Raw genomic sequence first — 26,648 nt, forward strand, 5'->3', positions numbered from 1 at the left:
GCCGCGCCCAGCCCGGCCCCCGGTCATTGCGAGAGCTTTTCCAGCGCGACGTCCGTGGTGCGTGGTCCAAGCAGGCCGACCGCCAGCATGGTGATGACCATGCAGGTGGAGGTGAAGAGGAACACGCCCGTCACCCCGGCATGGTTTAGCAAGTATTCGAGGACAAAGGCGGTGAAGATCGCCGAGAAGCGGCTCCACGAATAGACGAACCCCACGGCCCGGGCACGGATGCGCGTCGGATAAAGCTCGGCCTGGTAGGCATGGTAGGTATAGGACAAGGTGTTGGCGGCCAGCGTGATGGTGAGGCCGGCTGCGAGGATGCCGGCCATGCCGGTCTGCTGCGAGAAGGCGAGGCCCGCGACCACGATGATGCCCGCCATGGCCAGGATCACGGTCTTGCGCTCGTAGCGGTCGGCGATGATCATCCCGAGCAGCGGGCCGACTGGCGCGGCGATGGCGATGATGCTGGTGTAGCCGAGGCTCGCGGTGACGGTGATGCCCTGCTTGATGAGCAGAGAGGGCACCCAGTTGGCGAAGCCGTAATAGGCCACCGTCTGGAACACGTGGAACAGCAGCATCATGATGGTGCGCTGGCGATAGGGCGGCTTCCAGATGTCGCCGAACCGTTCGTCTTTGACCACCGGCGCGACCTGCTGCGGCTCGGGCGGGGGCAGGTCCTTGCCGGTCTCCTTGCGGACCTTCTCCTCGAGGCGCGACAGGATGACGTCGGCTTCCGCGACCCGGCCCTTCATGGCGAGCCAGCGCGGGCTCTCGGGCAGGCGGCGGCGGACCCACCAGATCACCAGCGCGCCACCGGCCCCGATCAGCACCACCCAGCGCCAGCCATCGAAGCCGAGCGGCGCCATCGGCACGAGCAGGTAGGAGAGAAACGCCACCGTGGGCACGGAGAGGAAGCCGATGGCCTGCGAGAGGGCCGAGGCGCGGCCGCGCATGTGCTTGGGCACCAGCTCGGTGATGTAGCTGCCGATAGTGACGATCTCGACGCCGATGCCGATGCCGGCGATGAAGCGCCACAGATTGACGTCGAAGGCGGTGGACTGGAACGCCATGACGGCGTTGGCGGCCGAGTACCAGAGCAGCGAATAGGTGAACACGGCCTTGCGACCGAACCGGTCCGCCAGGAAGCCGCAGCATAGCGTGCCGAGGAACAGCCCCGAGAACAGCGCGGCGATGAAGCTCGCCCGTCCCGAGAACAGCAGCTCGAAGAAATTCCACACCGATGTCGCTTCCGACACCGACGCCGCCTTGGCGCTCAGGATGCCTGCCTTGACGAGGCCGGGCGTCACGTAGCCGGTGAGGAACAGGTCGTAGAGCTCGAAGAACAGGCCGAGGCTGATCAGCACCACCACCCGCCAGACCGGGCGCGAGGCCGGAATGCGGTCGAGCCGGGCGGAAATGGTGCCGGCATCGGGTTCGGTGCGTGGAACGGCAGCCGCGTCCGCGACCGCCCCCATGTCGAGGGCAGACAAGGCTTTCATGGTTTCCTCCCGAAGAACCGGCCTGGGCTGTTCCCGCCCCTTGGCCGTCGCAATGACTTGATCTTGATCTGGATCTGGCTTCCAGCGCTCCCGCGACCGCCAGTCAGGCTGGCGCGGAAAGGCCGGTCAGGCTGGCTCCATGGCTGGCGTGTCCGGCGCCACCAGAACGCCGGCGACGAGCAAAGCCGAGATATCGGATTCGGAGAGACCGGCTTCGCGAGCCACGTCCCGGCCGTGCTCGCCGATACGCGGCGGCTGGCGGGTGAGGCCGGGGCGCCCGTCGAACAGGGAGATGGGCAGGGCCGGCAGGCTCGCGGCCGCCACCGCCGGATGGAAGTCGTCGTCCCGGGTCCGCGTGAGGTCCGTCGGCAGCAGGCCGCCGGAGGCGAGCAGATGCGGATCGTCGAACAGGTCGCCGGGCCGGTTGATGGGGGAGAAGGGCAGGCCGAGCGCCTCGCAGCGCGCCATCAGCTCGTCCTTGGAAAGGCTCCTGAACACGCGGCCGACACGCTCGAGAATGCGTGGGCGCGCGGCGGCAAGGTCCGCCATGCGGGCAAGGCCGGGATCCTTGAGGAAATCGTCGAGGCCGAACGCCGTGCAGAAGCCGCGCCACTGAGTCTCGGTCACCACGCCCACGAACACCTGGCCGCCGTCCGCGGTGTCGAAGATGTCGTAGAGCGGCCAGGGCTTCTTCATGTCCGGGTCGCCGAAGGGAGTGGGATCACGCCCCTCCACCGCTGTGCGTGCCATGTGCTGGGCCACCAGCACCATGTTGGTCTCGAACAGGCCGGACTGGACTTGCCCGCCACGCCCGGTGATGTCCCGCTCGCGCAGGGCGGCGAGCACGGCGAAGGCGCCGAACAGGCCGCCCATGATGTCGTTGACCGAGGAGCCGGCCCGCAGCGGCCGGCCGGGCGGGCCGGTCATGTAGGCGAGACCGCCCATCATCTGCACCACCTCGTCGAGGGCGGCGCGGTGCTCGTAGGGGCCGGGCAGGAACCCCTTGAGCGAGCAATAGATCAGGCGGGGATTGTCGGCCTTGAGGGCCTCAAGGCCGAGCCCCATCTTCTCCATGCCGCCGGGCCGGAAGTTCTCCACCAGCACGTCGGCGCCGGCGGCCAGCCTTCTCACCAGTGCGAGGCCGGCCGGGGACTTCAGGTCCACGCACAGGCTGCGCTTGTTGCGGTTGAAGGTGGGGAAGAAGCCCACCGCCGGCCCGGTGAGCCGGCGGGTATTGTCGCCGCCAGGGGCGGGCTCGATCTTGATCACGTCGGCCCCGAGGTCGGCGAGGAACATGCCGCAGCTCGGCCCCATGACCATGTGGCTGAACTCGATCACGCGGATGCCGGCGAGAGGCAGGCGGCCGGGGGCCGGCACGGCAGCGTCGAGGGCGGTCATTGCACAGCCTCCAGGGCCTCATGGACAGTGCTTGAAAGGCGATAGGTGCGCGGAATGCCGGCGGCCGCGACGCGCCCGTGGAGCCGCTCCGAGGGCAAAGCCTCGGCGAGCACGGCCCGGGCCGCGATGAGGGCGGCAAGGTCGATGCCCGTGTCGAAGCCTTCCAGCTCCAAGAGATAGACGAGGTCCTCGGTCGCCGCGTTGCCCACCGAGCCGGGCGCGAAGGGACAGCCGCCGAGGCCGCCGAGGGCGCCGTCGAAGCCGCCCACCCCTTCCTCAAGGCCGGCATAGACATTGGCGAGGGCGGTCCCGAGCGTGTCATGCAGGTGCAGATGGCCGAACCGCGCCGCCCCCACCTCCCGGCGCACGCCGCGCACCAGCCGCTTCACCTGGGAGGGCGATGCATATCCGAGCGTATCGGCGAGGCTCACGGTGTCCGCGCCCGCGGTGGCGAGGGCGGCCGCGAGACGCAGCACATCCGCCTCGGGCACGATGCCCTGGAGCGAGCAGCCGAAGGCGGTGGAGATCCCGGCCTCGATCCGCGGGCGGCCGGCCCCCAGCGTTGCCGCGAAGGCGGTGATGCGGGCGACCTCGGCCACCTGCTCCTCGCGGCTGCGCCGCACGTTGGAGCGGCTGTGCGCCTCGCTGGCGGAGACGGGAACGATGATGACCTGCGCCCCGGCGGCGGCCGCGTTCTGCGCGCCGCGCAGGTTCGGCGCGAGCGCCACCACCTTCAGGGCCGGATGCTGCCGCCGGACCGCCGCGGTCACGTCCGCCGCATCGGCCATCTGCGGCAGAGCGGCGGGCGGGACGAAGCTCGCCACTTCCATGTCGCGCACGCCGGCGGCGACCATGGCGTCGATCCACAAAAGCTTGGCGGCGGTGGGCATGATCGCCTTCGCCATCTGAAGGCCGTCCCTGGGGCCGACCTCGCGGATGGCGAGGACAGGCCGCTTGGCGTCGGGGGCCATGGTTTCCTCGTTTATTTTGATGTGTTGATTGGAAAATACATCCGCATAATACGGACGAGAATCGCTCATTGGCGCCCTCACCGTCCGCTATCCACGGATGCTGGGGGGGGGGGCGCGACGCAGGAGGGCGTGCCCAATGACGACACCACCGGATTGGATCACCCTGCGGCTGTTCCTCACCGCCATAGAGCTTGGCAGCATCGCCAAGGCCGCCGATCGCTGCGGCATCGCCAATTCGGCGGCGGCCAAGCGCATCCAGTTGCTGGAAGCGCAGGCCCGGACAGCCCTGGTCGAACGGCATGCCCGTGGCATCATCCCGACCGCTGCGGGGGAAAGCTTTGCGCGCCATGCCCGTGGCCTCATCGACCTTGCCAGGCACCTGGAAGACGAAATGGATGCCTTCGCCGCGGGGGGTGCCGGCACGGTCCGCCTCCTGGCGACGGCATCCTGCATCGGCGGGCACGATCTGGCGGACCTGCTGGCGGGCTTTGCCCGGCTGCATCCGCGCATTCTCGTGGATCTGCGCGAGTTGACCAGCGCTGTGATCCTTCAGGACCTGATCGAGGGTCGGGCCGATCTCGGGATCGTCACCACCAATGCCCGCATCCCGGTCGGGCTCGAAGCGCAACCGTGGCGGGAGGATCGCCTGCTCGCCATCGTCTCCGCCGACCATCCGCTGGCAGGCCGAAAGAGCGTGAAGTTCAGCGAGGTGCTGGAGCATCCGCTCGTGGACGTGCTGGAGATCGGCGCCCTGTCGCTGCTACTTGCCGAGGCGGCCCAGGCCCTGGGCCGCAAGCCCTATTATCGCTACCATGTCACCTCCATGGACGCCGCCCGCCGGCTCGTTGCGGCGGGCCTCGCCGTCAACGTGATGCCGGATCACATGATCGCGCCCTATGCGGAAAATCTCGGCCTGCGGGGCATTCTCATCGACGAGCCCTGGTCGCTCCGGCGGTTGCGGCTCGTGTCTCGCGTCGGCGGCGTCTCGCCGGGCCCCGCCCGCCTGCTCGCCGACCATCTGTTGAACGCTCCGACGACGAGTGCCGGCCCCTCATCCCCGGCGTGATGCCGGCGCTCAACCGCGACGCCGTTTTCCCGAACCTCGGCGCGAGGCGAGCCGGGCAGGCGATGTGCCATCGGCAGGCGGTGATTGACGACAATGGCGCCTCTATGGCGCTGGTGATGGGTCCGCGCGAGCGCGACCCGCCCCATGGCCGAGCGCCTTGATCGCGTCCACCACTTCATCTGTGACAGCCTGCGTAACGAGGCGCCCGCCCGCAGATGGGGGAGGAGGTGGGTTCACGGACCATCGCTCCAAGACCGACCCCGCCCACGTCAGCGGGGCCGATCTTCGTTCCGCGGCTCAAGCTCCGCAACGATACCCATATTGCCCGAGGTCTACATGGGCGTCCCGGATCTGGTGCAGACAGAATATTTCTGGGGACTTTACGCTATCCGATGATCACTTTCAGCGCTTTGGTGGACGAGGCCTTCTCGAACGTCTCGTAGGCGTCGAGGATGTCGGCCAGGGCGAAGCGATGGGTTATCAGCTTGCGCGGATCGAGCTTCTTCGACTGCACCGTCTTCAGCAGCATCGGCGTCGTCACCGTGTCCACCAGCCGCGTGGTGAGCGTGATGTTGTGGGCCCACAAGCGTTCGAGGTGAAGGTCCGCCTTCGTGCCGTGGACGCCCACATTGGCGATGGTGCCGCCAGGTGCCACGATGTCCTGGCACAGCACGAAGGTGGCAGGAATGCCGACCGCCTCGATCGCGGTGTCCACGCCGATGCCGCCGGTCAAGGCCATGACCCTCTCGACGGCGTTGTCCCGGCCGCTGTTGACCGCCTTCGTCGCGCCGAAGGTCAGGGCGACCTCGAGGCGGTTGTCGTCCAGATCGATCATGATGATTTCGGCGGGGGAATAGAACTGCGCGGTCAGAAGCGCCGCAAGGCCCACCGGTCCTGCCCCGACGATGGCCACGGTGCTTCCCGGCTGCACCTTGCCGTTCAACACGCCGCACTCGAAGCCGGTGGGGAGGATGTCGCTGAGCATGACGAGGGATTCCTCGTCCATGCCTTCCGGGATGTGGTGCAGGGACGTGTCGGCGAACGGGATGCGGACATATTCGGCCTGCGTGCCGTGGATGGTGTGGCCGAGCATCCAGCCGGCGACGGAGCAGTGGGAATACATGCCGCGCTTGCAATATTCGCAGCGGCCGCAGGACGAGATGCAGGAAATGAGGACATGGTCCCCCTTCTTGAAGGCCGAGACCGCCTGACCGACCTCCTCGATGACTCCAACGCCCTCGTGGCCGAGCACGGTACCGGGTTTCACGGTGGGCACGTCGCCCTTGAGGATGTGCAGATCGCTGCCGCAGATGGTGGTGCGCAGGATCTTCACCACGGCGTCAGTGGGCTGTTCGATCCGCGGATCCGGCACCTCCTCCAGCGCCTTCTTGCCGGGACCGCGATAGACTAGACCCTTCATCAGGGGCCTCCCTTTCCAGTGTCGATGAATTGGCGGCACGCTGGGCAACGGCCGCATGCCGCGTCGCCTCGTGGGCAAGAGTGGTGCCATGGCTGCCCGCCGTGCATTCGCGCGCTCCTTCGGTGCCACGCGGCGTCTGCACTGTCCGCAATTGCGACGCCGGCGGACGAATTCCGGTCGTCCGGACGGGTCCGGCTGGGGCTGGGGTACGCCCCGCAGGCAAGGGCCACGCGCCGTCGCGCCTGGCGCCGTCTTCTCCGCGTGCGACGCGACCGGTCCGGCCGCGTGAAACAAGGAGCTGAGGCCTGCGTGAACTGGCAAAGCGAGGCAGAAGCGTGCGGGGCCCGTCGCCCGGCGCGGCTATGACGCTTCAGCCGCTTGCCGGGTCGCGGCGCCCAGCCTCAGGGGATTGATGTGCCAGCCACCGGTCTCGAACGCGCTCTGGCTCTGCGTTGGCATGCGCGTGGCGAGCCAGCAGCGCGTCGGCAGCAGGGGCGCCTTGGCAACGGCCCGCAGGGCCGCCGTGTCGCCGGGAAGGTCGGCGAGGCGACGGCGGATGTCGTCCACCGCAGCCTCCGGGAGGTCGCGGCCGATGAAGACGAGCCGTCCGCGCATGTCGAAGCGCGTGCCGTCCGCCGGCCAGCGCGGAAGCCGCACCGGTGGGTAGGCGACGCGCTCCACGCATTGGAGCACCACTGGGCCGCTGAGACCGGCCACATTCATCAGCCCCTTCACACGCAGGAGGCGCGATCCGTACTCGGCGAGAATCTCGCCCATGGCCACGCTGAAGCCGCGCCATGGCACCTGGCGGCCGAAGAAGCAGGTGAAGCTAACCGACGGCGCCCCCTCGGCGTGGACCGATGGCGGCGCGATGTTGTCGCGGGCGGCGGCCTCGGTCTCGGCGACCCAGCGCGCCACCTCCTCCGGCAGGCTTCCCGGCGCGTACAGCCCGGCGCCCAGGATGCGCCGGGGTTCGACCTCGCCATGGGTGACGGCGAGGCGCGGGGCCGACGGGTTAAGCACATCGAGCCGCGCGTCGAGCCGCTCGCGGGCGCTGCGGTCGGAGAGGTCCGCCTTCGTGAGGAGGATACGGTCGGCCATGCCCACCTGGCGGCGGGCCTCCTCGTGCCGGTCCAGCTGCTCGGCGCCGAGACCCGTGTCGACCAGCGTGACGACCCCGTCACAGCGGAAGCGGGCGGCGACGAAACGCTGTTCCATCAGCGTCCAGAGCACGGGCACCGGATCGGCGAGGCCGGTGGTCTCGATCACCACACGGCGTACCGGCGGGATCTGCTGGCGCGCGAGCTTGCCGTGGAGCTGTTCCAGCGCCTCCACGAGATCGCCGCGGACGGTGCAGCATACGCATCCGGAATCGAGAAGCACCATGGTCTCGCCGATCCGCTCCACCAGATGGTGGTCGATGCCCACCGCGCCGAACTCGTTGATGAGGAGCGCGGTGCCGGTCATGTCCGGATGCGAGACAAGGCGGTTGAGCAGCGTGGTCTTGCCGGCGCCGAGAAAGCCGGTGAGGACGGTCACCGGAATGCGTGGGTCGGTGGTATCGCGTTCGGCCATGGGCGGTCTCGAAGGTTTGGCGCCGGGGCGCGACGATGGCGGTGCGCGCAGCAACGCGCGTGCCAGCGCCGGAATGCCGACCCCGGCGGGACCGCGAGCAACCGGAGCGTTCGAATTTCGGCCCCTGCCACGTTCGAAAATCGAACGCCATCGGACGGATGCCGCACCGTAGCCGGGCGGAGAAATCGCTCGAACATCCCGCCCCGCGGGAGACGTGCTGCGTGGCATGATCGATGCTAGTATCGCACTTCGGCATGGTCTGCCCCGCAAGCGCGGGACGGGCCGCCGCAGGCTCGCGCAACGGAGGCTTCAGCGCGCGCCGCGGCTGCCACAAGAGCGAAAAGAAGACGTCCGCCCAAGAAGATGCAGACAGCAGATTTGCCCGGGGCGGCGCACCGGCCGGCCCTCGGGGCCGCTGGGGGAGGACGCAAAATGCCTTTCGGACGGCCCGGACAGAAATTCTCGGTACCCGAGAACGACGACAAGGTGATGGTGTCGTGGGAGCGCTTCCTCGGGGGCGACGAATCCACGTCCGACGCATTGCGCCGGCTCGTGGACGATTCCTGGCGACGCTGCCTCAGCAACAGCGTGGACCCGCAGCGGGCGCAAGCGCCCCCGCCCATGCGGGAGGATTCGCTGCACTCCCTGCGGGATGACTGCCGCGAGCTGCTGGAGGCGAGCCAGCCGGTGATGGCCTCGGCCCGCGAGTTCCTCGCCGAGACCGGAACGGTGATGGTCCTCACCGACGGCGCCGGTGTCATCCTCAACCTCGAGGGGGACCTGCGGCTGCGCGATGCGGCGGCGAACATCCACCTGCTGTCCGGCGCCAGCTGGAGCGAGACGGCCTGCGGCACCAACGCCATCGGTACCGCCATAGAGATCGGCCAGCCGGTGCAGATCCATTCGGCAGAGCACTATTGCTCCGGCATCAAGCGCTGGTCATGCTCGGCCAACGTCATCCGCGACCCGTATGACGGTGCCATCCTCGGGGTGGTCGATGTCTCGGGCCTCTCGGATACGTTCAACCGCCACAGCCTCGCGCTGGTGGTGGCGACGGCCGGGCGCATCGAGAACCGGCTTGCCCAGCAGGAGATGGATTTCCGCCTGCGCCTGCTGGACCACTGCATGGATCGCCTTTCGGGATCGAGCTCGGACGGCGTGATCGTGTTCGACCGGCGCGGCCGGGCGGTAAAGGCCAATGGCGCCGCCACCGACGCTCTCATCGACCTGCAGCGCCAGCGTGGGGATGCCTCGGGCGCGGACCTGTCGCGGCTGCGGCTGAACTGGCGCAAGGAGGCGCCCCTGCCGGACGAGCTGCCGCCCTGGCTGCGACGCGAATGGCTGGAGCCCGTTGTCACCGACGGCGAGCGTCTCGGCATCGTCCTCCGCCTGCCGGCACGCCGCACCGCGCCGGCCCGCCCGGTGGACACCAGCATCGTCGCCGCGAAGGCGGAGGCGGGCGACGATGCCTTCTCGCGGATCATCGGCGAGGCTCCCGCCCTGCGACAGGCGATCGGCCGCGCACGCCAGCTGGCCAAGAGCCGGGCGCCGGTGCTGCTGCTGGGCGATACCGGCGTGGGCAAGGACGTGTTCGCCCAGTGTCTCCACGCCGGCAGCGCCGGGCGCGACAATGCGTTCGTGGCCCTCAATTGCGGCGGTTTTTCCCGCGAGCTGCTGACCAGCGAGCTGTTCGGCTATGCGGAGGGCGCCTTCACCGGCGCGCGCCGCGGCGGGATGATCGGCAAGATCGAGGCGGCCGACGGCGGCACCCTTTTCCTCGACGAGATTGGCGAGATGCCTAAGGACCTGCAGCCGCATTTCCTGCGGGTGCTGGAAGCCGGCGAGGTTTACCGCATCGGCGAAACGCGCCCGCGCAAGGTGAACTTCCGCCTGGTGGCCGCCACCAACCGCGATCTGCGGCACGAGGTGGAGGTGGGGCGGTTCCGCATGGACCTGTTCTATCGCGTGGCGGTCACCAGCATTTCCATTCCCGCCCTGCGGGAGAGGGCCACGGACATTCCGCTCCTGGCCGAGCATCTGGTGCAGGAACTCGCGCGGCGGCAAGGACTGGAGCCGCGCCGGCTCTCCCCCGGGGATCGAGGTGCTGCAGGCCTATGCCTGGCCGGGAAACGTGCGCGAGCTGCGCAACGTCATCGAAGGCATGCTCCTCATCGCCGAGGGGGAGGAACTGAGCGAAGCGGACATTCCGGACGAGATCTGGACGCAGCCGGAGAGCGACACTGCGCCATCCACCGCGCCGGCCGGGGAGGCAGGGCACCTGCGTGGCCTCAGCGGAATGGAGAATGCCGAGCGCCTGGCGCTCTTGCGCGCCATGCAGATGCACAAGGGCAACATGACCGCGGTGGCCCGGGATCTCGGCATCGCCAAGAGCACGGTCTACGCCAAGCTCCGCCGCTTCGGCCTGGAAGGCGTGATGGGCGAGACGCGTCGCTTCCAACTTTAGAGGGTGGGCCGAGCAGATTTATTTCATCTTCCCGGTGAATCACGCTAATATTGAATGAATAGCACCCGTCATCTGCCTGACAAACGTCGATATATTGAATAGATCTGATTTCCGGCACTCCGCCGCAAGCCCATCCTCCAAACCGCCGATCTCGATCGGCGGTCTTTTTTTGCCGGAGCGGGCATGGTGCACTGCGCGCGTCACATGCCTGCGTCGCACAATATAGACCGATTTCCGAACGCGTATTCGCAAAGACGTCGGCAGGTGTCCTGCGCGAAAAAACCTGACCCGCCGAAATCAGCTCAAATAAATGAAAACCGAAGGTGCAAACGCCTCCTCGGTCTTGGCATGCCCCTTGCGATCATCTGACGAGCGTCTCGGATCGCGCCTCGCCCAGCAGGCGAGCGCTGCCGCGCAGTCGTCCGAAGATGTCGGTTCATGTGGCCGCAGCCAGAGAAAAACGGGAGGAAAATGAGCGTATGTCCCTTCAGATCAATATCGACAATGGCGGCACGCTGACGGACATCTGTATTCTGTCCGATGACCAGGTGAGGAAAACCAAGGTCCTCACCACGCCCTACGATCTCAGCAAATGCTTTTTCGAAGGCCTGACCAAGGCCTCTGGCGTGCTCTACGGCGCGCCGGACGTGAAGCGGCTGCTGGAGGAAGTGGATCTCATCCGCTACTCCACCACCCAGGGCACCAATGCCATCTGCGAGCGCAAGGGCCCGCGGCTGGGCCTCATCCTCGACGCCGCCGCGCACGATCTGCCGAGCCGCCTCGCGGCCCACGACCAGGACGTGTTCGAAGCCCTGGTGGGCGACCGCATCGCCTTCCTCGACGCCGCCACCATCAGCGGCGAAACGGCGGAGGTGGAGATTGCGAAGGCCATCAACAAGCTCACCGCCGCTGGCGCCAACCGCCTGGTGGTGAGTTTCGGCGGCACTGATTTCCAGGCGCTGGAGAACCGCTTCCGCCTCGTCGCCCTGCGCAAGTATCCACGCCACCTGCTCGGCGCCGTGCCAATCCTCTACGGCTCCGACCTCACCACCGACACGGACGGCGAGCGTCGCACCTGGACGGCACTCATCAACTCCTTCCTCCACCCCTCCATGGAGGCCTTCCTCTACAATGCGGAGAACCGGCTGCGGGCCTACCGCACCAAGAATCCGCTCCTCATCTTCCGCAACGACGGCGACGCGTCCCGCGTGGCCAAGACGATTGCCATCAAGACCTATTCGTCGGGCCCGCGCGGCGGCATGGAGGGCGTGAAGTCCTTCTCGCGCCGCTACGGCTTCACCGATACCGTCTCCATCGACGTGGGCGGCACCACCACGGACATCGGCCAGTACATCGGCGGCACGGTGGCCGAAGTGCGGCGCGGCCACGTGGAGGGCATCTCGGTCTCCTTCCCCCTGTGCGAGATCCTGAGCGCGGGCGCGGGCGGCTCCTCCATCTTCAAGGTGGTGGACGGGCGCATCGTCATCGGGCCCGAGAGCGTCGGCGCGGTGCCGGGGCCGGCCTGCTTCGGCCGCGGCGGGCGAGAGGCCACCATCACGGACGCGAGCCTTCTGATCGGCCTGTTCGATCCCAGCTCCTATTTCGGCGGCGGCATGGGGCTCGATGCAGACCGCGCCGCCGCGGCAGTAACCGCCCACGTCGCCTCCCCGCTCGGGCTCGGCCTCGACGACGCGCTGCTGCGCATGGAGTTCGCCTATGAGGAGAAGATCGCCGCCGAGCTGCACCGCTTCACCCGGATCTCCGATGAGACGGTGATGCTCGCCTTCGGCGGCGCCGGCCCGCTGAACGCCTGTGGCGTTGCGGAGAAGGCGGGCATCCGCCGGGTGGCGATCCCGCAGATGGCGGCGGTGTTCTCGGCCTATGGCATCGGCGCCTGCGACATCTCCCAGCGCTACGCGGTGACGCTGTCCGATCCCGCGGAGCTCGCCGACACCATCGCCTCGCTGAAGGTGAAGGCGGCGCGCGACATGTTCGCTGAAGGTTGCGCCGAGGGGGCCTATTCGGTCGAAGCCCGCATCGTCGCCGATTTCGGTGACGGACGCACGCAATCCCACCTGCTGGGCGACCAGCCGGAAGTTCCGACCGCCTTTGCCGGAGCACGTTCGGTGGAGGTGGAACTGAAGGCGGTCCGGAGCCTGCGCGAAGGCACGGAGCAGGCCGCCAGCTTCGCCCCGCACGCCCCCGCTGCCGCCCACGGCAAGCGCAACGTGCTGATCCGCGAGCGCGGGCGCATCGACGTGCCGGTCTATCGCCTCGCCGACCTGTCGGCGGGCGACTGCGCGTCCGGGCCGGCCATTCTCGAGGAAGACTATTTCACCTGCCAGGTGCCCAAGCACTGGCAGTTCGTCATCAGCGACGCGGGCGACGTCCTGCTGAGCCGGGAGGATTGAGCAAGATGAAAGTCGCCATGACCGAATATCTCCGGATCGACCTGAAATCGGAGAAGTGGGAATGCCGCGTGTGCGATCACGAGCTTGCTCCGGCCCGCGGCAACTACAAGGAAGGCCTTCTGGTCCACGATCGCGATCCCCGCGAGATCCATCCGCCGATCATCGATCCGGACAAGTATCGCTTCACCTTCAGCCCCGATCCGGAATGGGTTCGCATCCTCGAATATTGCTGCCCCCACTGCGGCACGCAGGTGGAGACCGAATATGCCGTGCCCGGCCACCCGCCGCTCCACGACATGGAAGTCGATATCGATGCGCTCAAGGCCCAATGGGCGGCCCGCGGCGAGGCGGCGGCGCCCTATGCGGGCCCTGCCGTGGCGCGTGACGACGGCCACGGACACTGAAGCCCCGACGGTGCCGCCCATCCCCGCGCGGAACGCGGCGGCACCACGCCACAGCACAACGAACGCGGCGCGACGCGCCCGCCAGCATCCTCAGGGAGGAGACATGAAACGCGTTTCCGTGGACATCGGTGGCACCTTCACCGACTGCTTCGTGGTCTGGGACCAGCAATATATCGAGGCCAAGGCCCTCACCACCCACCATAACCTCGCCATGGGCTTCAACGAGGCCCTGGGCAAGGCCTGCAAGGTGTTGGGCCTTGAGCTGGAGGAGATCCTCGGGGCCGCCGACAGTGTGCGCTACGCCACCACGCTCGGCACCAACGCTCTCATCGAGCACAAGGGCCCCAGGATCGGCATGCTGGTGACGGCCGGCTATGAGGCCACCGTCCCCTTGAGCCGCGCCCGCGGCTATGGCGAGGGGCTCGACAATCTCGGCCAGCAGGACATGCCCAACGCCGAGCGCCCCGATCCGCTGGTGGAGGCGCACATGATCCGCGGCGTGCGCGAGCGGCTCGATTTCCAGGGCAAGCTCGTGATGCCGCTGGACGAGGAGGACGTGCGCACCCAGATCCGCGAGCTGGTGAACCGCGGCGCCCAGATCATCGTGGTGGCGCTTGTGAACGCGGTGGTGAACCCCGCGCACGAGCAGCGCATCGAGGAGATCATCCTCGATGAATATCCCTCCCACCTGCTCGGCGCCATTCCGGTCATCCTGTCCCACCAGGTGGCCGGGCGCAAAGGCGAGTATGTGCGGGCCACCTCCGCCATCGTCGACGGCTACCTGCATTCCACCATGTACCACGCCCTCTCGGCGCTGGAGCAGAACCTGCGGGCGCATCGCTACGAAAAGCCCATGCTGGTGATCCACAATTCCGGCGGCATGGCGCAGCTCAACTCCACCGACGCGCTGCAGACCATCCATTCCGGGCCGGTCTCCGGAATCGGCGCCTCCGAGCATCTCGCCATGCTCACCGGGCTCGGCAATGTGGTCGCCACCGACATGGGCGGCACCAGCTACGACATCGGCATCGTGGTGGACGGCGGCGTGAAGCATTACGACTTCAACCCGGTGATCGACCGCTGGCTGGTCTCGGTGCCCATGGTGCACCTCGTGACCCTCGGCGCCGGCGGCGGCTCCATCGCCTCCTACGACCGCATGTACAAGACCGTCAAATGCGGCCCCGAGAGCGCCGGCTCCGATCCCGGCCCCGCCTGCTACGACCGCGGCGGCATGCGGCCCACCGTGACCGACGCCGACCTGCTGCTCGGCTATCTCGATCCGGCGAACTATGCGGGCGGGTCCATTCCCCTCAACCCGCGCCGGGCCAAGGCGGCCATCGAGGACACCCTGTGCGACGACCTCGACTGCTCGGTGATCGAGGCGGCGCTGCTGATCCGCGAGAAGGTGGACGACAACATGGCCAACGGGCTCTTCACCGAGCTGCGCGCCCGGGGGTACGATCCCAAGGACTTCACCATGCTCGCCTATGGCGGCAACGGCCCGCTGCACTGCTGCGGCATCGCCCAGAACCTCAACATCGACCGCATCCTGGCCCCGCCGCTCTCCTCCGTGTTCTCGGCGGTGGGGGCGGGCAACATGCACCAGCTCCATATCCACGAGCAGTCGCTCTACATGGTGCTGTACGACAGCAACACCCGCGCCTTGTTCGACGACTATGACCGCTTCAACGCCATCGTCGCCGACCTGAAGGAGCGCGGCACCCAGGACCTGCTGCGCCAGGGCGTGTCGCTCGCCGACATCCGCCACAATCTGGAATTGGATATGCGCTACGGCAACCAGCTGGTGCAGACCACGGCGGTGATCCCGAGGCACGAGGTGAGCGGGCCCGCCGACGTCCTCGCCATCATCGCCCAGTTCTCCGCCGACTACGGCAAGCGTTTCGGCGAAGGCTCGCAGGCGCCGGAGGCGGGCATCCGCATCAACACCATCCGCGTGGCGGCCTACGTCCATCACGAGACGGTGCGCTTCGAGGACATCAAGCCGGTGCCCGAGAGCGAGCGCAAGGCGCCCCCGCCACCGGCCGCCACCCGCATCTGTCACTTCGTGGGACAGGACGGCCCGCTGGAGACCCCGGTGTGGAGCCGCACGGACATCGCGCCGGGAACCCAGATCGAGGGGCCGGCCATCGTCGCCTCCGAGGTCACCACCTTCCTCGTCAATCCGGGCTGGACCTTCGTGGCGGCGAAGCAGGGGGCGTCCTGGTTCCTGCGCGCCAAGGCACCGGGCAAGCCCCACTGACGCCGCGCCGCTCCCCCTGCGTGCCGGCAGGGGGAGCCCCGCGCCGCGCGACCGCGCGACGCCCATCGACATATTCCGGGAGGACCCCCATGAACGACATGAGCATGACCAGCCGCGGGAAGTTGCCGAGCGCCGAAGAGACAGCGCTCATCCAGAAGTTCCTGAACGACACCACCTTGTTCCTCGGGCCGGACCCCGAGATCATGCAGAATCACGACCTCATGCCGCGCTCGGCGGATGAGGAGGAGGCCATCGCCAAGGTCTGCGATGCCCACATCATCGCCAAGATCCGCGACCGCATCCAGGCCGGCTGCGACGAAGGCTACGAGATGGTGGAGCAGATGGGCGCCGCACCCGGCGCCAAGTGGGGCGATGTCATCACCGGCGTGTATTCGGCCTCCGGTGATCTGGCCATCGCCTCCGCCGGCGGCGTGCTGATCTTCTCCGCGCTGGTGCACCACCCCATCAAGTTCATCATCAAGAACTGGATCAACGACCCCACCGTCGGCGTGCGCGAAGGCGACGGCTTCATCCACAACGACAGCCGCTACGGCAACGTGCACAACACCGACCAGTCCATGATCCTGCCCATCTTCCATGAGGGCAAGCTCGTGTGCTGGGTGGCCTCCACCGTGCACGAGGGCGAGAACGGCGCCATCGAGCCCGGCGGCATGCCCTCCATGGCTGAAAGCCCCTCGGACGAAGGGCTGAAGATGTCGCCCTTCAAGGTGGTGGAAAACTACCAGATCAAGCGCGACATCCTCACCTTCCTGCAGAATTCGGTGCGCGAGCCGAAGCTGCAATATGAAGACATGAAGGTGAAGCTGTTCGCCTGCCTGCGCATCAAGCAGCGCATCGAGGAGACGCTGAACACCGACGGCCCCGGCGCCCTCGTCTCCACCCTGCGCCTGACCATGGAGAATGTGCGCGCCGAGGTGAAGCGCCGCATTTCCGAATGGCCGGACATGACCGTGCGCACCTACATCATCCAGGACTCGACGCTGCGCGAGAACTGCGTGGTGAAGATCAATTGCAAGCTCACCAAGACGGGCGACCGGCTGATCTTCGATTTCCGGGGATCCGCCCCCGAGTTCACCAACCGCGCCACCAACACCATCGTCGCCGGCCTCAAGGGCATGCTGGCGCAGGTGTTCCTGTGCTATGTGTGGCCGGACCTGCCGCGCGGCCAGGCGGCGTTCGCGCCCATCGAGGTCATCACCGACCCCCATTCCATCGTCAACTGCTCCTATGACGCGCCCAACTCGCAAAGCCTGATGTCCATCTTCACGGGCTTCACGGCGGGCCAGCACGCGGTAGCGAAGTTCCTTTATTCCTGCCCCGAGAAGTTCACCAAGGTCCACGCGCCGACCTTCAACATGATCAATACGTTCGTGTGGGGCGGCGTGTCCCAGCACGGCGAGACGCTGGGCAACCTCTGCGCGGACCTCAACGGCATGGGCGCCGGCGCCACCGTGGACCGGGACGGCGAGCATGCCCTGGCGCCCATCTTCGCCACCATGGCCGACATCGGCGAACAGGAGCTGAACGAGGAGGAGGTGCCGTTCCTCCAGCTCGTGTCCAAGAAGATGACGCGGGACGCCATCGCGCCGGGCAAGTATCGCGGCGGCCAGGGCTACACCATGATGGTGGCCACCAAGGATAGCGAGCAATGGGGCTTCATGACCGTGTGTCAGGGCGCCAAGATTCCCCCATTGCAGGGCCTGTTCGGCGGCTATGCCTGCGGCTGCTATCCGCTTTCCAAGGTGAAGGGCGTGGACGTCTACGACGTGCTCATGAACACGCCGGAGAAGTTCAAGCATTCCATCGAGGAGATCATGAACGAGCAGCCCTTCGAGGGCGCGAGCTACACCACCCACCACATGGGCATGGGCTTCGAGATCTCGAAGCGCGGCGAGCTGTTCATGATCTCGCAGGGGGGGCGCCGGCTATGGCGACCTGCTGGAGCGTGATCCGCGCGGCGTCATCAAGGACATCGAGGAAGGGCTGATCTCCCCGGAGGTCGCAGCCCGCCTCTACAAGACGGTGTTCGACCCGGAGACCCTGGCCATCGACGAGGCGGCGACCGCGGAGGCCCGCGCCGCCGAGCGTCGTGCCCGCGTCGCCCGCTCCAGGCCCTATTCCGAGTTCGTGAAGGACTGGAGCAAGCCCACTCCGCCGTCGCACCTGCAGTATTTCGGCGCATGGGGCGATGATGTGTCCGTTCTCTACATGGGGGGGCCGGAGAAGACCCGCTCCGCCGACACCCCGCGGCCGAACTACATGCCGCACCCCAAGGATGTGCGCATCGCCGAGCTGGAAGCGCGCCTCTCCGCCTTCGGCGGCATGGGGGGCGAGAAGCAATGAGCCCGCGTCTCGTGGACGACCTGCCGCGGCCGTCCGGCGTGCCCGGCCTCAGGATCTGGCTGAAGTCGTCGGGCTATGCCCGGCGGCTTCTCTGCGGGGAGGCCGGAGACCCCTGGGAGAGCGCGCCGCGCTATCTCTCCTTCTTCACCCAGGCCCACGGCCTCCTGAGGTCGGACGTGGGCGTGGTGGACGTGGGCGATCTCTACCGCTCGTGGCTCGCCCGCCATCCCGCGTTGACTGCGGAGATGGCGGCCAAGCCCCGCGCCGCCTTCCCCCTCAAACGGATGCTGGAGGAGGACGGGCCACGCCGTCTGCTCACCGAGGTGGTGGAGGCGGTGGCGGCGAGCTTGCGTGGGCAGACGCCGCTGGTCCTCGCCATGCCCGCTCCACGGCGCTGGCTTGCCGAGGCGGCCGGCTTTGCCGGGCGCGTGTCCATCGACATCGACACCGACACGGTGGAAAGCGCCGCCATGTACATGGCAGATCTCGCGCGAGTGGTCTCCGCCCTTCCCATCGGCGGGCTGCTGCTGGAGGAGGACGACGCGGCGGAAGACGGAGATATCGAGGCCGTCAGGCCGCTGGCGAATATCGCCCGGCACTATCGCTGGGGGCTTGCTCTGCGCGGGCGGGCGGGACCCGGTGCGCATGAGCTCGACACCCTCATCTCCACCGCACCGTTAGAAGGCGGAGACCTCGCCCTCGGCCTTGACGTGAGCCGGGATCTCTGGAGCGGGGCGCCCCTCGCGACCCTCGGCGCGGGGCAATTCTACTTCGCCGAAATTCCCGAGGGGGCGGAGCCGGAATTCGTGCTCCAGCAGCTCTCCCGCCTCAGGGCCTGACCAACGCGGCGCTCCCGCTCCGTCGGCCCCTCGCATCGGCGGGACCCGACTCCGGGACGCTTTGCGCCCGAGGCGGGCCGGCGCAGCAGACCTGCGTGCGGTGGGGGGCGGCACGCCGAGGCCGCCCCTTCAACCAACAAAATTCCGGAGGAAATAATGATCCACTTTCTCAGGCGTTCCAGTCTCGCCGTCTTCTGCGCAGCGCTCGCTGCGGCTCCCGTCAGCGCCGCCGACGTGAATTCGGGCGACTACCTGCCGGCGCCCGCCGGCACCAACCTTCTCGTTTTCTATAGCCAGTACGCGACGCGCGACGAATATGTCAGTTCCTCAGGGCAGAATTTCTCCAACGACACCGGCCTCGACTCCTACGTCAACATTCTGCGCTACGTGCATTATTTCGACATCGGCGGCTTCACGGTGGCACCGCAGGTGCTCATTCCGGCCGGCACGCTCTACAATGGCCGCTTCGAGGGCACCGCGTTCGATGCCGCCGCAGGCGTCGCCGATCCCATCCTCGCGACCACGGTGTGGGTGGTGAACAACAAGGCCACTCAGACCTACATCGGCATCATGCCGTATCTGTTCCTGCCCGTCGGCCAATACAGTGCAGGGCAGGTTCTGAACCTCGGCGAGAACCGCTGGAAGCTCGATCTGCAGGTCGGATGGTATCAAGGTCTCACGAACGCGGTCGCGCTCCAACTCACCGGCGACGTCGTCTGGTATGGCGACAACACGCAGGGCGGCAATGGCACGCAGACCCTGTCGCAGGATCCCACCTACCAGCTCCAGGCCTGGCTCTCCTACGCCTTCGCCCCCACCTGGTCGGCCGCCGTGGGCTATTCCCAGTTCTGGGGCGGGACCGAATATCTCGCCGGCATGCCCACGGGCAATGCAACCGACCGCTCGCAAGTTCGGCTCGAATTGTCCAAGTTCGTCACGCCGACGTTCCAGGTGCTGGGATTGATCCAGCGGGATGTCGCTGCCTCAGGCGGCTTTCCGGAGGCTTTCCGCGGCACGGTGCGCCTGCTTCAGGTCTTTTAGCCGAAAGCTTGCCGATGCCAGCGGACGTCCGGAGCGCGCGATGGTTCCGGGGCCATCCGCGCGGCGGCGCGCCGCCGCCGCATCGCTTTGATCAACCATCTTATCGCTGGCTTCGAGGTGACCTGCGAGGACTGGGATGGACGCTGCCGCGTCGCCCCCACGCTCAGCGAGCTGTGGGCCGTCGGCCCGCCTTCACGATGTGGCTCTCCGCCCTGCTCCATGCCCATGGCGCGAGGATCGTCCGGGTCAAGGGCCTGCTGCGCACCACCGCCGGACGCAACGCATTGGTGCTGCACGGCGTCCAGCACATGATGCATCCGCCCCGCCACCTCAGCGAGGCGGAGGACGACGGCAGCCCGGGTTTTCTGGTCTTCATCACGCAGGGCATCGACAAGGCGCGGATCATCGCAAGTCTCGATGCCTTCCTTCGTGCGGCGCAACGCCTCGCGCCACCGGCGTCCACCGGGACCCGCTTGGAATGCGCCTAGAGCACGCGCCGCACGGCCTCACCCGCCGAGATAGGCATGGACGAGGCGCTCGTCCTCCAGCAGGGACCGCCAGGCGCCGCGAGGCACCTCGTGCACCAGGCGCCCGAGGGACATGACATAGCCGCGGTCCGCCACCTCGGCGATGAGGCGCACGTTCTGCTCCACCACCAGGATGCCGATGCCCCGGCCCTTCAGGCGGTGCAGCAGCTCCAGGATGTGCTTCACGATGAGCGGGGCGAGGCCGGCGGAGGGCTCGTCCATCACCAGCAGGCGCGGGCGCAGCAGCAGCGCGCGGGCGATGGCCACCATCTGCTGCTGCCCGCCGCTCAGAAGTTGCACCGGCGTGTCGATCCGCTCCCTCACCACCGGCAGCAGGTCGAACAGCTCGGCGTCGTCGCTGAAGCATTTCAGGCGCCCGCTGCGCCGGCCCATGCGCTCGGCGAGTGCCAGGTTCTGGCGCACGGTCAGCTCCGAGAACAAGGCCCGGTTGTCCAGCACGAAGGCCATGCCCTCCCCTGCCCTGCGGTGGCCGGGCTCGGCCGTGACGTCGTGCCCGGCGAAGCGGATGGCGCCGGCGCTCGGCCGCAGCAGGCCGGCAAGGGCACGCACCAGCGTGGTCTTGCCGGCGCCGTTGGGACCCACGAGCCCCACCACCTCGTCCTCCTCCACATGGAAGCCGATGGCCTCGAGCACCGGGAGCGCCCCATAGCCGGCGTGGACCGCTTCGATTTCCAGCATGGCGCCCCCCTCAGCTGCCGAAATAGATCTGCCGCACCTGCGGATCGGCTTGGATCTCGGCCAGGGTGCCCGAGGCGATAATGCGGCCGAAATAGAGCACATGGGCACGGCCCACGATGCGCAGGAATTCCATGTCGTGGGAGACCACGAAAATGGTCATGCCCTCCGCACTGAGGTCGAGCAGCATGTCGCCCAGCGCCACGGCCTCGTCCCGCGTCAGGCCGGTGGAAGGCTCGTCGAGCATGAGCAGGCGGGGCGCGCCGGCGAGCGCGCGGGCGACCTCCAGGTTGCGCCGCTGCCCGGCGGTGAGCCGCGCCGCCGCCGTGTCGGCGAGGTCCTTCAGGCCGAACCGCGCCAGCAGCGGCTCGCTCGCCTCCCGTGCGTCGGCCACCTCGCGCCGGGCGCGCGGGGCGCCGAACAGGCCCTCCACCAGGCCTGCCCGCATCTGCCGGTAGAAGCCCAGGGCCACATTGTCCCGCACGGTGAGGCCCTCGAACACCTTGGGCGTCTGGAAGGTACGCACCACGCCGAGGCGACTGCGGTCCTGAACGCTCAAGACCGAGATGTCCCTGCCGCGGAAGCGGATGGCTCCGGCGGAAGGCGGCAGGAAGCCGGTGGCGATGTTGAAGAGCGTCGTCTTTCCCGATCCGTTCGGCCCGAGCAGGCCCACGACCTCACCCTGACCGATGGCGAGGGACACGTCGGCGAGCACCTGGAAGCCGCCGAAGCTGCGCGCCACGCCCTCCACCGCGAAGAAGGCCGCATCATGCGACATGTTCCACCTCCTTCGCCGTCGTCACGGGCGCGGGCCGGCGCGCCGGGCGCCGCGCCCCGCGCAGGCGCGTCCACAGCCCCGCGAGGCCCTCCGGGCACAGGATCACCACCGCCACCAAAGCGAGGCCGAACAGCACATGGTGGATCTCGCCGAACGCGCTCAGCACCTCCGGCACCAGCGCCACGAACAGGGCGCCGATGATGATGCCGGAGAGCGCGCGCGCCCCTCCCAGCACCGGCACGAGCAGGAACAGGATGGAGCGCTCCACCCCGAAACTCTGCACGCTGACGAAGCTGACATAATGGGCGAAGAGCGAGCCGGCGAGGGCGCCGAGCATGGCGCTCAGCACGAACATCTTCACCTTGAGGGCGTGCATGTCGATGGAGAGCACCGCCGCGGCATCGGGCGCATCGCGCATGGCCTGGGCGGCGAGGCCGTCGCGCGAGGCGATGAGGTTGCGCGCCAGGACAAGGGCCAGCGCGAGGACGCCCCAGGCGAGGTAATAGAATTTCTCCGGCTTGTCGAAGCGCACGATGGCGAAGTCCAGCGCCGGGATGCCGCCGATGCCGTAGGAGCCGCCGGTGAGCCAGTCCCACTCGAAGAACAGCTCCCCGCCGGCGATGCACAAGGCAAGCGTCGCCAGCGCAAGGAAATAGCCGTTGAGCCGCAGCGTCGGCCAGCCGATGAGGCCGGCAAGCGCGCCGCTCACCGCCATGCCCGCGAGGATGCCGGCGACCGGCGGCCAGCCGAGCTCCACGCAGCCGTAGGCGCTGGCATAGGCGCCGATGCCGTAGAACACCGCCTGCGCCAGGTTGAGGATGCCACACTGGCCAAGCAGCAGACCGACGCCGAGGCCGGCGACACCGTAGATGGCGGCGAACGTCAGTCGGTCCACCAGTTCCACCGGGGCGGCGAGGGGCACCGCGGTGGCAAGCGCCACCATGGCGGCGAGCGCTGCGCGGCGGGTCGAGAGAAGGGAGCAGGGCGCGGGCATGGCTCAGCCCCCCGCCCGCGCCCTGCGGCCGAGGAGGCCGTTGGGCAGCAGCACCATCACGAGGATCAGCACGGACATGGCGAACACGTTCTTGTAGCCCGAGGCGATGAAGACGATGCCGAACGCCTCCACCATGGCGATGAGGATGCCGCCGGCGACGGCCCCGAGGGGATTGGCGAGGCCGCCCAGCACCGCCGCGGCGAAGCCCTTGAGGGTCAAGGCGAGGCCCATCTGGTAATTCACCTCGGTGAGGGGGGCGACCAGGATGCCGGCGGCCGCACCCAGGGCCCCGCCCAAGGCGAAGGTGAGGGTGCGCATGCGCTCGGTGTCGATGCCGGTCACCGTGGCGCCGTCCGGCTCCATGGCCGCCGCCATCATGGAGAGACCCAGCATGGTGTGGCGGAAGAACCAGGCGAGCCCGAGGACCAGAGCCGCGCCGCTGGCGATGAGGAACAGCGCATGCACCCGCACCGTGGCCCCGGCGAGGTTCACCACCGCGTTCCCGCCCACGGCGGGCAGGAGGTAGGACCCGCGGCCGGCCACGTAGAGCACGGCTGCGGACATCGCCACCGCGAGGCCGATGGAGACGAGCAGCAGCGCGTCCTCCCCGGCCCGTCGGCGGATCAGCGGGCGGATGAAGGCGACCTCGGTGAAGCTTCCGAGCAGGAGGCCACCGACGATGCCCGCGAGGGCCGCCACCGGATAGGGCAGGCCCGCGGCATCGAGCAGCCCCACCACGACGAGCGCGCCGATGACGACGAACTCGCCCTGCACCACGTTCACCGTGCGGCTGCCCTTGAAGATCACGGCGATGCCGAGGCCCACGAGCGCATAGACGAATCCGTTGGTAAGGCCTGCGAACAGCGCCTGGACGAACAAGGCCGCAGTCATCTTCCGCCCTCCTGAAGGTTCGCTCCGAAGTTCAGCGCGCAGGGAGCGGCAGGCGGACGAAGCTGCCGTTCTTCACCTGCGAATAGCTGAAGCTCGAAAGGCCAAGGCCGGTCATGTCCGGCGCGGAGAAGTCATAGGTCGCGAGCACGCCGCGCAAGGGCTTGCGCAGCGCCGCGCACACCGCCGCGTTGTCGGCCTCGGGGCCCGCCTCGGCGAGCACCTTGGCAAGGAGGTTCACCGCGTCCCATCCCGCCGCTTCATAGTTCTTCGGCAACCGGCCGTAGGCCTCCTTGAAGGTGGCGACGAACTTCACCTGATGCGGCAGCGGATCCTCGGCGATGAGGAATTCGGGGAAGATCACCCCCTCCGCCGCCTCTCCCATCGCCCGCACATAGTCATAGGACGAGGAGGCGATGGAGCCGATCACCGGCACGCCGATGCGCAGGTCGTGGACGTTGCGGAACGGCGTCGCGGAGGATGCGACGATGACGACCACGTCGACGCCGGCATTCTTCACCTTGGCCGCCTGGGCACTGACGTCGGTGGCGCCGATCTCGAACTTCTCCACCTGCGCCAGCTCGACACCGTATTCCGGCGCCACCGCCTTCAGGCTGTTGGCCACCGCCTGGCCATAGCCGGAATCGTGCAGCAGCCCCACGCGCTTCGCCTTCAGGGCGTCCCGCACATAAGTGAGCGCCGCGCGGGCGTTGAGCTCCTGCGGGGCGAGCAGATGCACCACGCAGGTGCGCTTGGCCTCCACCGCCGGCCCGATGCCCGAGAGCGCCGCCTGGGGCAGCCTGATGGGATCGGTAAGGCCGCCGATCGCCACCGTGCTCGGCAGGTTCGAGGAGCCGATCAGCGCCCGGACCTTGGTGGAGCGGATGAGCCCCGTCGCCTTGGAGATGGCGGTGTCCGGATTGGAGGCGTCATCCTCGATGACCAGCTTCAGCGGCCGGCCACCGACACCGCCCGAGGCGTTGACGATCTTCTCGGCGAGCAGCGCGCCGTCCCGCTCCGGCTGGCCGACCCCCGCCACCGGGCCGGTCACCGAGAGGATGGCTCCGATGGTCACCGGCTCCCCGGAGGTCGCCTGCGCTCGCGCCGGGGCCGAAGCCGCTCCGGCAGTGGATAGGGCCATGCCGGCGATGAGCAGCAGGACGCGACGGCGCCGAGCGCCGCACGAGATGCGTCGCATGAAGATTCCTCCCATGTTGGTTTCTTGGCGCTGTTGGGCGCGGTGATGGGACGCTAGGAATCTTTTTCGATTATGTCAATTTTCTTCGAAAATAAATTTGGGCTAGGATGGAAGCCCGCGATCGGGAATCGCCAAGTCGGGAGAATGAAAGTGGCGCAGGCGGCAGGCGTGAAGGTGGCCGGAGCAACGGTGGAGCGCGGTGGACGCACCCGAACCGCCGGCGCCTACGAAGAATTGCGCCGCGACATCGTGCGCAGCCTCTGGAAGCCGGGCGCGCGCCTGCGCTTCGAGGAGTTGAAGGCGCATTACGACACGGGGCTGAGCCCCCTGCGCGAGGCGCTGATGAAGCTCGCCTCCGACGGCCTCGTGGAGCTCGAGGAACACAAGGGATTTCGCGTCGCGCCGGTGTCGCGCGCCGGCCTTGTCGATATCACCAACATGCGCAAGGAGCTCGAATCCATGGCGATTCGGCTCTCCATCGCCCATGGCGACGACCACTGGGAGGCCGGCATCGTCGCCGCGCTCCATGAACTCGCGAAACGCAGCAAGCTCGGCCCAGATGGCCTGGTCGACGATGAATGGGAGGCGCGCCACCGCGCCTTCCACAACGCCCTCACCGCCGCCAGCGGCTCGGAATGGCTGCAGCGCTTCCGTTCCCAGCTCTACGACCAGGCGGACCGCTACCGGCGGGTCGCGGTCCACTATATGCACGCACCGCGCGACGACCTCGTCGAACACCGCGAGATCGCCGACGCGGTGCTGGCACGGGACACGGAGGCCGCCGTGTTCCTGTCGCGCCGCCATCTCGACCGCACGTGCCAGATCCTCCTCTCCTCTCCATCTCACATATTCGGCGATTGACTATTTTTTCGAAAATATTCTTGAACGTCCTAAAATCCCTCCCTAAGGTGCCGTCATCCCAAGGAGGCACCCCTCATGCGTCTGGTTTCCTATGCTCTGGATGGCCGAACCGGCCTGGCGCTGCGCACCACCGGCGGGCTGAGAGACCTCGGCCCACGCCGCCTGGAAGACATCCTCGCCACCGGTCCCGGGGCGCTGGCGGCCCTCGCCGGTGTGGACGGGCCGATCCTCGATGCGGCGGCGGTCGCCTACCGCCCCGTGCTCGCCCGGCCCGGCAAGATCCTGTGCATCGGCCTCAACTACGTGGACCACGCGGCCGAAAGCCCCTACCTGAAGGTGCCGGACTATCCGGCCGTGTTCCCGCGCTTCTCCTCCAGCCTCATCGGCCACGGCGCGCCCATCATCCGCCCGACGGTGTCGCATGACCTCGACTTCGAGGGTGAGGTGGCGGTGATCATCGGACGCACCGGCCGCCACATCGCCAAGGCCGACGCGCTCGCCCACGTGGCTGGCTACTCCATCTTCAACGACGCCTCCATCCGCGACTACCAGTTCAAGTCGGCGCAATGGACCGTCGGCAAGAATTTCGACGCCACCGGCCCCTTCGGCCCGGACTTCGTCACGGCGGAAGAACTGCCTCCGGGCGCCCACGGGCTGAGGATCGAGACCCGGCTCAACGGCGCGGTGGTGCAGAGCGCCTCCACCGCCGACATGTGCTTCGACGTGGCGACCCTCGTCTCCGTCGTGAGCGAGGTCATGACTCTGGAGGCCGGCGACGTCATCATGACCGGCACGCCCGCCGGCGTCGGCTTCGCCCGCAAGCCACCCTTGTACATGCGCGACGGCGACGTGTGCGAGGTGGAGGTGGAAGGCCTCGGCGTCCTGCGCAACCCGGTCCGCGACGAGGTGGCCTCCCTCGACGCCGCCGCCGCCTGATCAGCTCGAGCCGCGGCGCCGGCGCGCGGCGCCGCGGCTCTTCTGGAAAGGCCCTGAA

Annotated in this window: 22 protein-coding genes and 1 pseudogene; 13 read left to right on the forward strand and 10 right to left on the reverse strand. The window is 68.0% G+C overall.

Annotated elements, in window-relative coordinates; translation table 11 throughout:
* Positions 1–23: 23 nt before the first annotated feature.
* The 3 genes from EZH22_RS00235 to EZH22_RS00245 form a co-directional block, all read right to left on the reverse strand.
* On the reverse strand, positions 24–1,499 hold the full coding sequence (locus EZH22_RS00235) for an MFS transporter (RefSeq protein WP_231711232.1): 1,476 nt from the start codon (positions 1,497–1,499) through the stop codon (positions 24–26).
* A gap of 126 nt (positions 1,500–1,625) precedes the next feature.
* The gene (locus EZH22_RS00240; RefSeq protein ID WP_203193840.1) at positions 1,626–2,897 is read right to left on the reverse strand and encodes a CaiB/BaiF CoA transferase family protein; all 1,272 of its coding nucleotides are present in this window, start codon (positions 2,895–2,897) and stop codon (positions 1,626–1,628) included.
* Positions 2,894–3,868 carry a hydroxymethylglutaryl-CoA lyase gene (locus EZH22_RS00245; protein WP_203193841.1) on the reverse strand — a complete coding sequence of 325 codons (975 nt, stop codon included), beginning with the start codon at positions 3,866–3,868 and terminating at the stop codon, positions 2,894–2,896. The genes EZH22_RS00240 and EZH22_RS00245 overlap by 4 nt, the downstream gene beginning before the upstream one ends.
* Before the next feature lie 136 nt (positions 3,869–4,004).
* Here EZH22_RS00245 and EZH22_RS00250 point away from each other — a divergent pair, with 136 nt between their 5' ends.
* Positions 4,005–4,934 (forward strand): LysR family transcriptional regulator, encoded by a 930-nt coding sequence (locus tag EZH22_RS00250; protein ID WP_203193842.1) that lies wholly within the window; start codon positions 4,005–4,007, stop codon positions 4,932–4,934.
* A gap of 385 nt (positions 4,935–5,319) precedes the next feature.
* Here EZH22_RS00250 and EZH22_RS00255 read toward each other — a convergent pair whose 3' ends face one another.
* Both EZH22_RS00255 and EZH22_RS00260 read right to left on the reverse strand, forming a co-directional pair.
* Positions 5,320–6,354: a zinc-dependent alcohol dehydrogenase family protein gene (locus EZH22_RS00255; protein ID WP_203193843.1), complete on the reverse strand. Its 1,035-nt coding sequence runs from the start codon at positions 6,352–6,354 to the stop codon at positions 5,320–5,322.
* 360 nt (positions 6,355–6,714) lie between these two features.
* A complete protein-coding gene (locus EZH22_RS00260) occupies positions 6,715–7,929 on the reverse strand; it encodes a CobW family GTP-binding protein (RefSeq protein WP_203193844.1) in 1,215 nt (404 codons plus the stop codon).
* Between the two features lie 690 nt (positions 7,930–8,619).
* On the opposite strand from EZH22_RS00260, the pseudogene EZH22_RS31500 reads away from it, so the two are divergent.
* The 10 genes and pseudogenes from EZH22_RS31500 to EZH22_RS00300 all read left to right on the forward strand — a co-directional run.
* Positions 8,620–9,867, forward strand: a pseudogene (locus tag EZH22_RS31500) (sigma-54-dependent Fis family transcriptional regulator); the annotation flags it as partial.
* Positions 9,868–10,060: 193 nt separating this feature from the next.
* On the forward strand, positions 10,061–10,393 hold the full coding sequence (locus EZH22_RS33125) for a helix-turn-helix domain-containing protein (RefSeq protein ID WP_456300862.1): 333 nt from the start codon (positions 10,061–10,063) through the stop codon (positions 10,391–10,393).
* A gap of 479 nt (positions 10,394–10,872) precedes the next feature.
* On the forward strand, positions 10,873–12,804 hold the full coding sequence (locus EZH22_RS00270) for a hydantoinase/oxoprolinase family protein (RefSeq protein WP_203193845.1): 1,932 nt from the start codon (positions 10,873–10,875) through the stop codon (positions 12,802–12,804).
* A 17-nt stretch (positions 12,805–12,821) separates the two neighbouring features.
* A complete protein-coding gene (locus EZH22_RS00275; RefSeq protein ID WP_231711233.1) occupies positions 12,822–13,208 on the forward strand; it encodes an acetone carboxylase subunit gamma in 387 nt (128 codons plus the stop codon).
* Between the two features lie 103 nt (positions 13,209–13,311).
* Positions 13,312–15,468 carry a hydantoinase/oxoprolinase family protein gene (locus EZH22_RS00280; RefSeq protein WP_203193847.1) on the forward strand — a complete coding sequence of 719 codons (2,157 nt, stop codon included), beginning with the start codon at positions 13,312–13,314 and terminating at the stop codon, positions 15,466–15,468.
* An 89-nt stretch (positions 15,469–15,557) separates the two neighbouring features.
* Positions 15,558–17,438, forward strand: coding sequence for a hydantoinase B/oxoprolinase family protein (locus EZH22_RS00285; protein WP_231711234.1), 1,881 nt, complete (start codon positions 15,558–15,560; stop codon positions 17,436–17,438).
* 73 nt (positions 17,439–17,511) lie between these two features.
* The gene (locus EZH22_RS31510) at positions 17,512–17,832 is read left to right on the forward strand and encodes a hypothetical protein (protein WP_231711235.1); all 321 of its coding nucleotides are present in this window, start codon (positions 17,512–17,514) and stop codon (positions 17,830–17,832) included.
* Entirely contained in the window at positions 17,829–18,671 is an 843-nt protein-coding gene (locus tag EZH22_RS00290; protein WP_203193848.1) for a hypothetical protein, read from the forward strand. Before EZH22_RS31510 ends, EZH22_RS00290 begins: the two co-directional genes overlap by 4 nt.
* 156 nt (positions 18,672–18,827) lie before the next feature.
* Positions 18,828–19,712 carry a transporter gene (locus EZH22_RS00295; protein WP_203193849.1) on the forward strand — a complete coding sequence of 295 codons (885 nt, stop codon included), beginning with the start codon at positions 18,828–18,830 and terminating at the stop codon, positions 19,710–19,712.
* Between the two features lie 197 nt (positions 19,713–19,909).
* Positions 19,910–20,200, forward strand: a complete 291-nt coding sequence (locus tag EZH22_RS00300; RefSeq protein ID WP_203193850.1) for a CobW C-terminal domain-containing protein — start codon at positions 19,910–19,912, stop codon at positions 20,198–20,200.
* Between the two features lie 18 nt (positions 20,201–20,218).
* Here the strand turns inward: EZH22_RS00300 and EZH22_RS00305 are convergent, their stop codons facing one another.
* From EZH22_RS00305 to EZH22_RS00325, 5 genes are read right to left on the reverse strand one after another with little or no spacing between them, the layout of a single operon-like run.
* A complete protein-coding gene (locus tag EZH22_RS00305) occupies positions 20,219–20,938 on the reverse strand; it encodes an ABC transporter ATP-binding protein (protein WP_203193851.1) in 720 nt (239 codons plus the stop codon).
* Positions 20,939–20,948: 10 nt separating this feature from the next.
* A complete protein-coding gene (locus EZH22_RS00310) occupies positions 20,949–21,713 on the reverse strand; it encodes an ABC transporter ATP-binding protein (RefSeq protein ID WP_203193852.1) in 765 nt (254 codons plus the stop codon).
* A complete protein-coding gene (locus EZH22_RS00315; protein WP_203193853.1) occupies positions 21,703–22,707 on the reverse strand; it encodes a branched-chain amino acid ABC transporter permease in 1,005 nt (334 codons plus the stop codon). Before EZH22_RS00315 ends, EZH22_RS00310 begins: the two co-directional genes overlap by 11 nt.
* 3 nt (positions 22,708–22,710) lie before the next feature.
* Positions 22,711–23,598 carry a branched-chain amino acid ABC transporter permease gene (locus EZH22_RS00320; RefSeq protein WP_203193854.1) on the reverse strand — a complete coding sequence of 296 codons (888 nt, stop codon included), beginning with the start codon at positions 23,596–23,598 and terminating at the stop codon, positions 22,711–22,713.
* Between the two features lie 31 nt (positions 23,599–23,629).
* A complete protein-coding gene (locus EZH22_RS00325) occupies positions 23,630–24,793 on the reverse strand; it encodes an ABC transporter substrate-binding protein (RefSeq protein ID WP_203193855.1) in 1,164 nt (387 codons plus the stop codon).
* Positions 24,794–24,943: 150 nt separating this feature from the next.
* Here EZH22_RS00325 and EZH22_RS00330 point away from each other — a divergent pair, with 150 nt between their 5' ends.
* Both EZH22_RS00330 and EZH22_RS00335 read left to right on the forward strand, forming a co-directional pair.
* Positions 24,944–25,654, forward strand: coding sequence for an FCD domain-containing protein (locus EZH22_RS00330; RefSeq protein ID WP_203193856.1), 711 nt, complete (start codon positions 24,944–24,946; stop codon positions 25,652–25,654).
* 75 nt (positions 25,655–25,729) lie between these two features.
* Positions 25,730–26,590: a fumarylacetoacetate hydrolase family protein gene (locus tag EZH22_RS00335; RefSeq protein ID WP_203193857.1), complete on the forward strand. Its 861-nt coding sequence runs from the start codon at positions 25,730–25,732 to the stop codon at positions 26,588–26,590.
* The last annotated feature ends 58 nt before the right edge of the window (positions 26,591–26,648 follow it).

Source organism: Xanthobacter dioxanivorans, assembly GCF_016807805.1.
Taxonomy (GTDB): domain Bacteria; phylum Pseudomonadota; class Alphaproteobacteria; order Rhizobiales; family Xanthobacteraceae; genus Xanthobacter; species Xanthobacter dioxanivorans.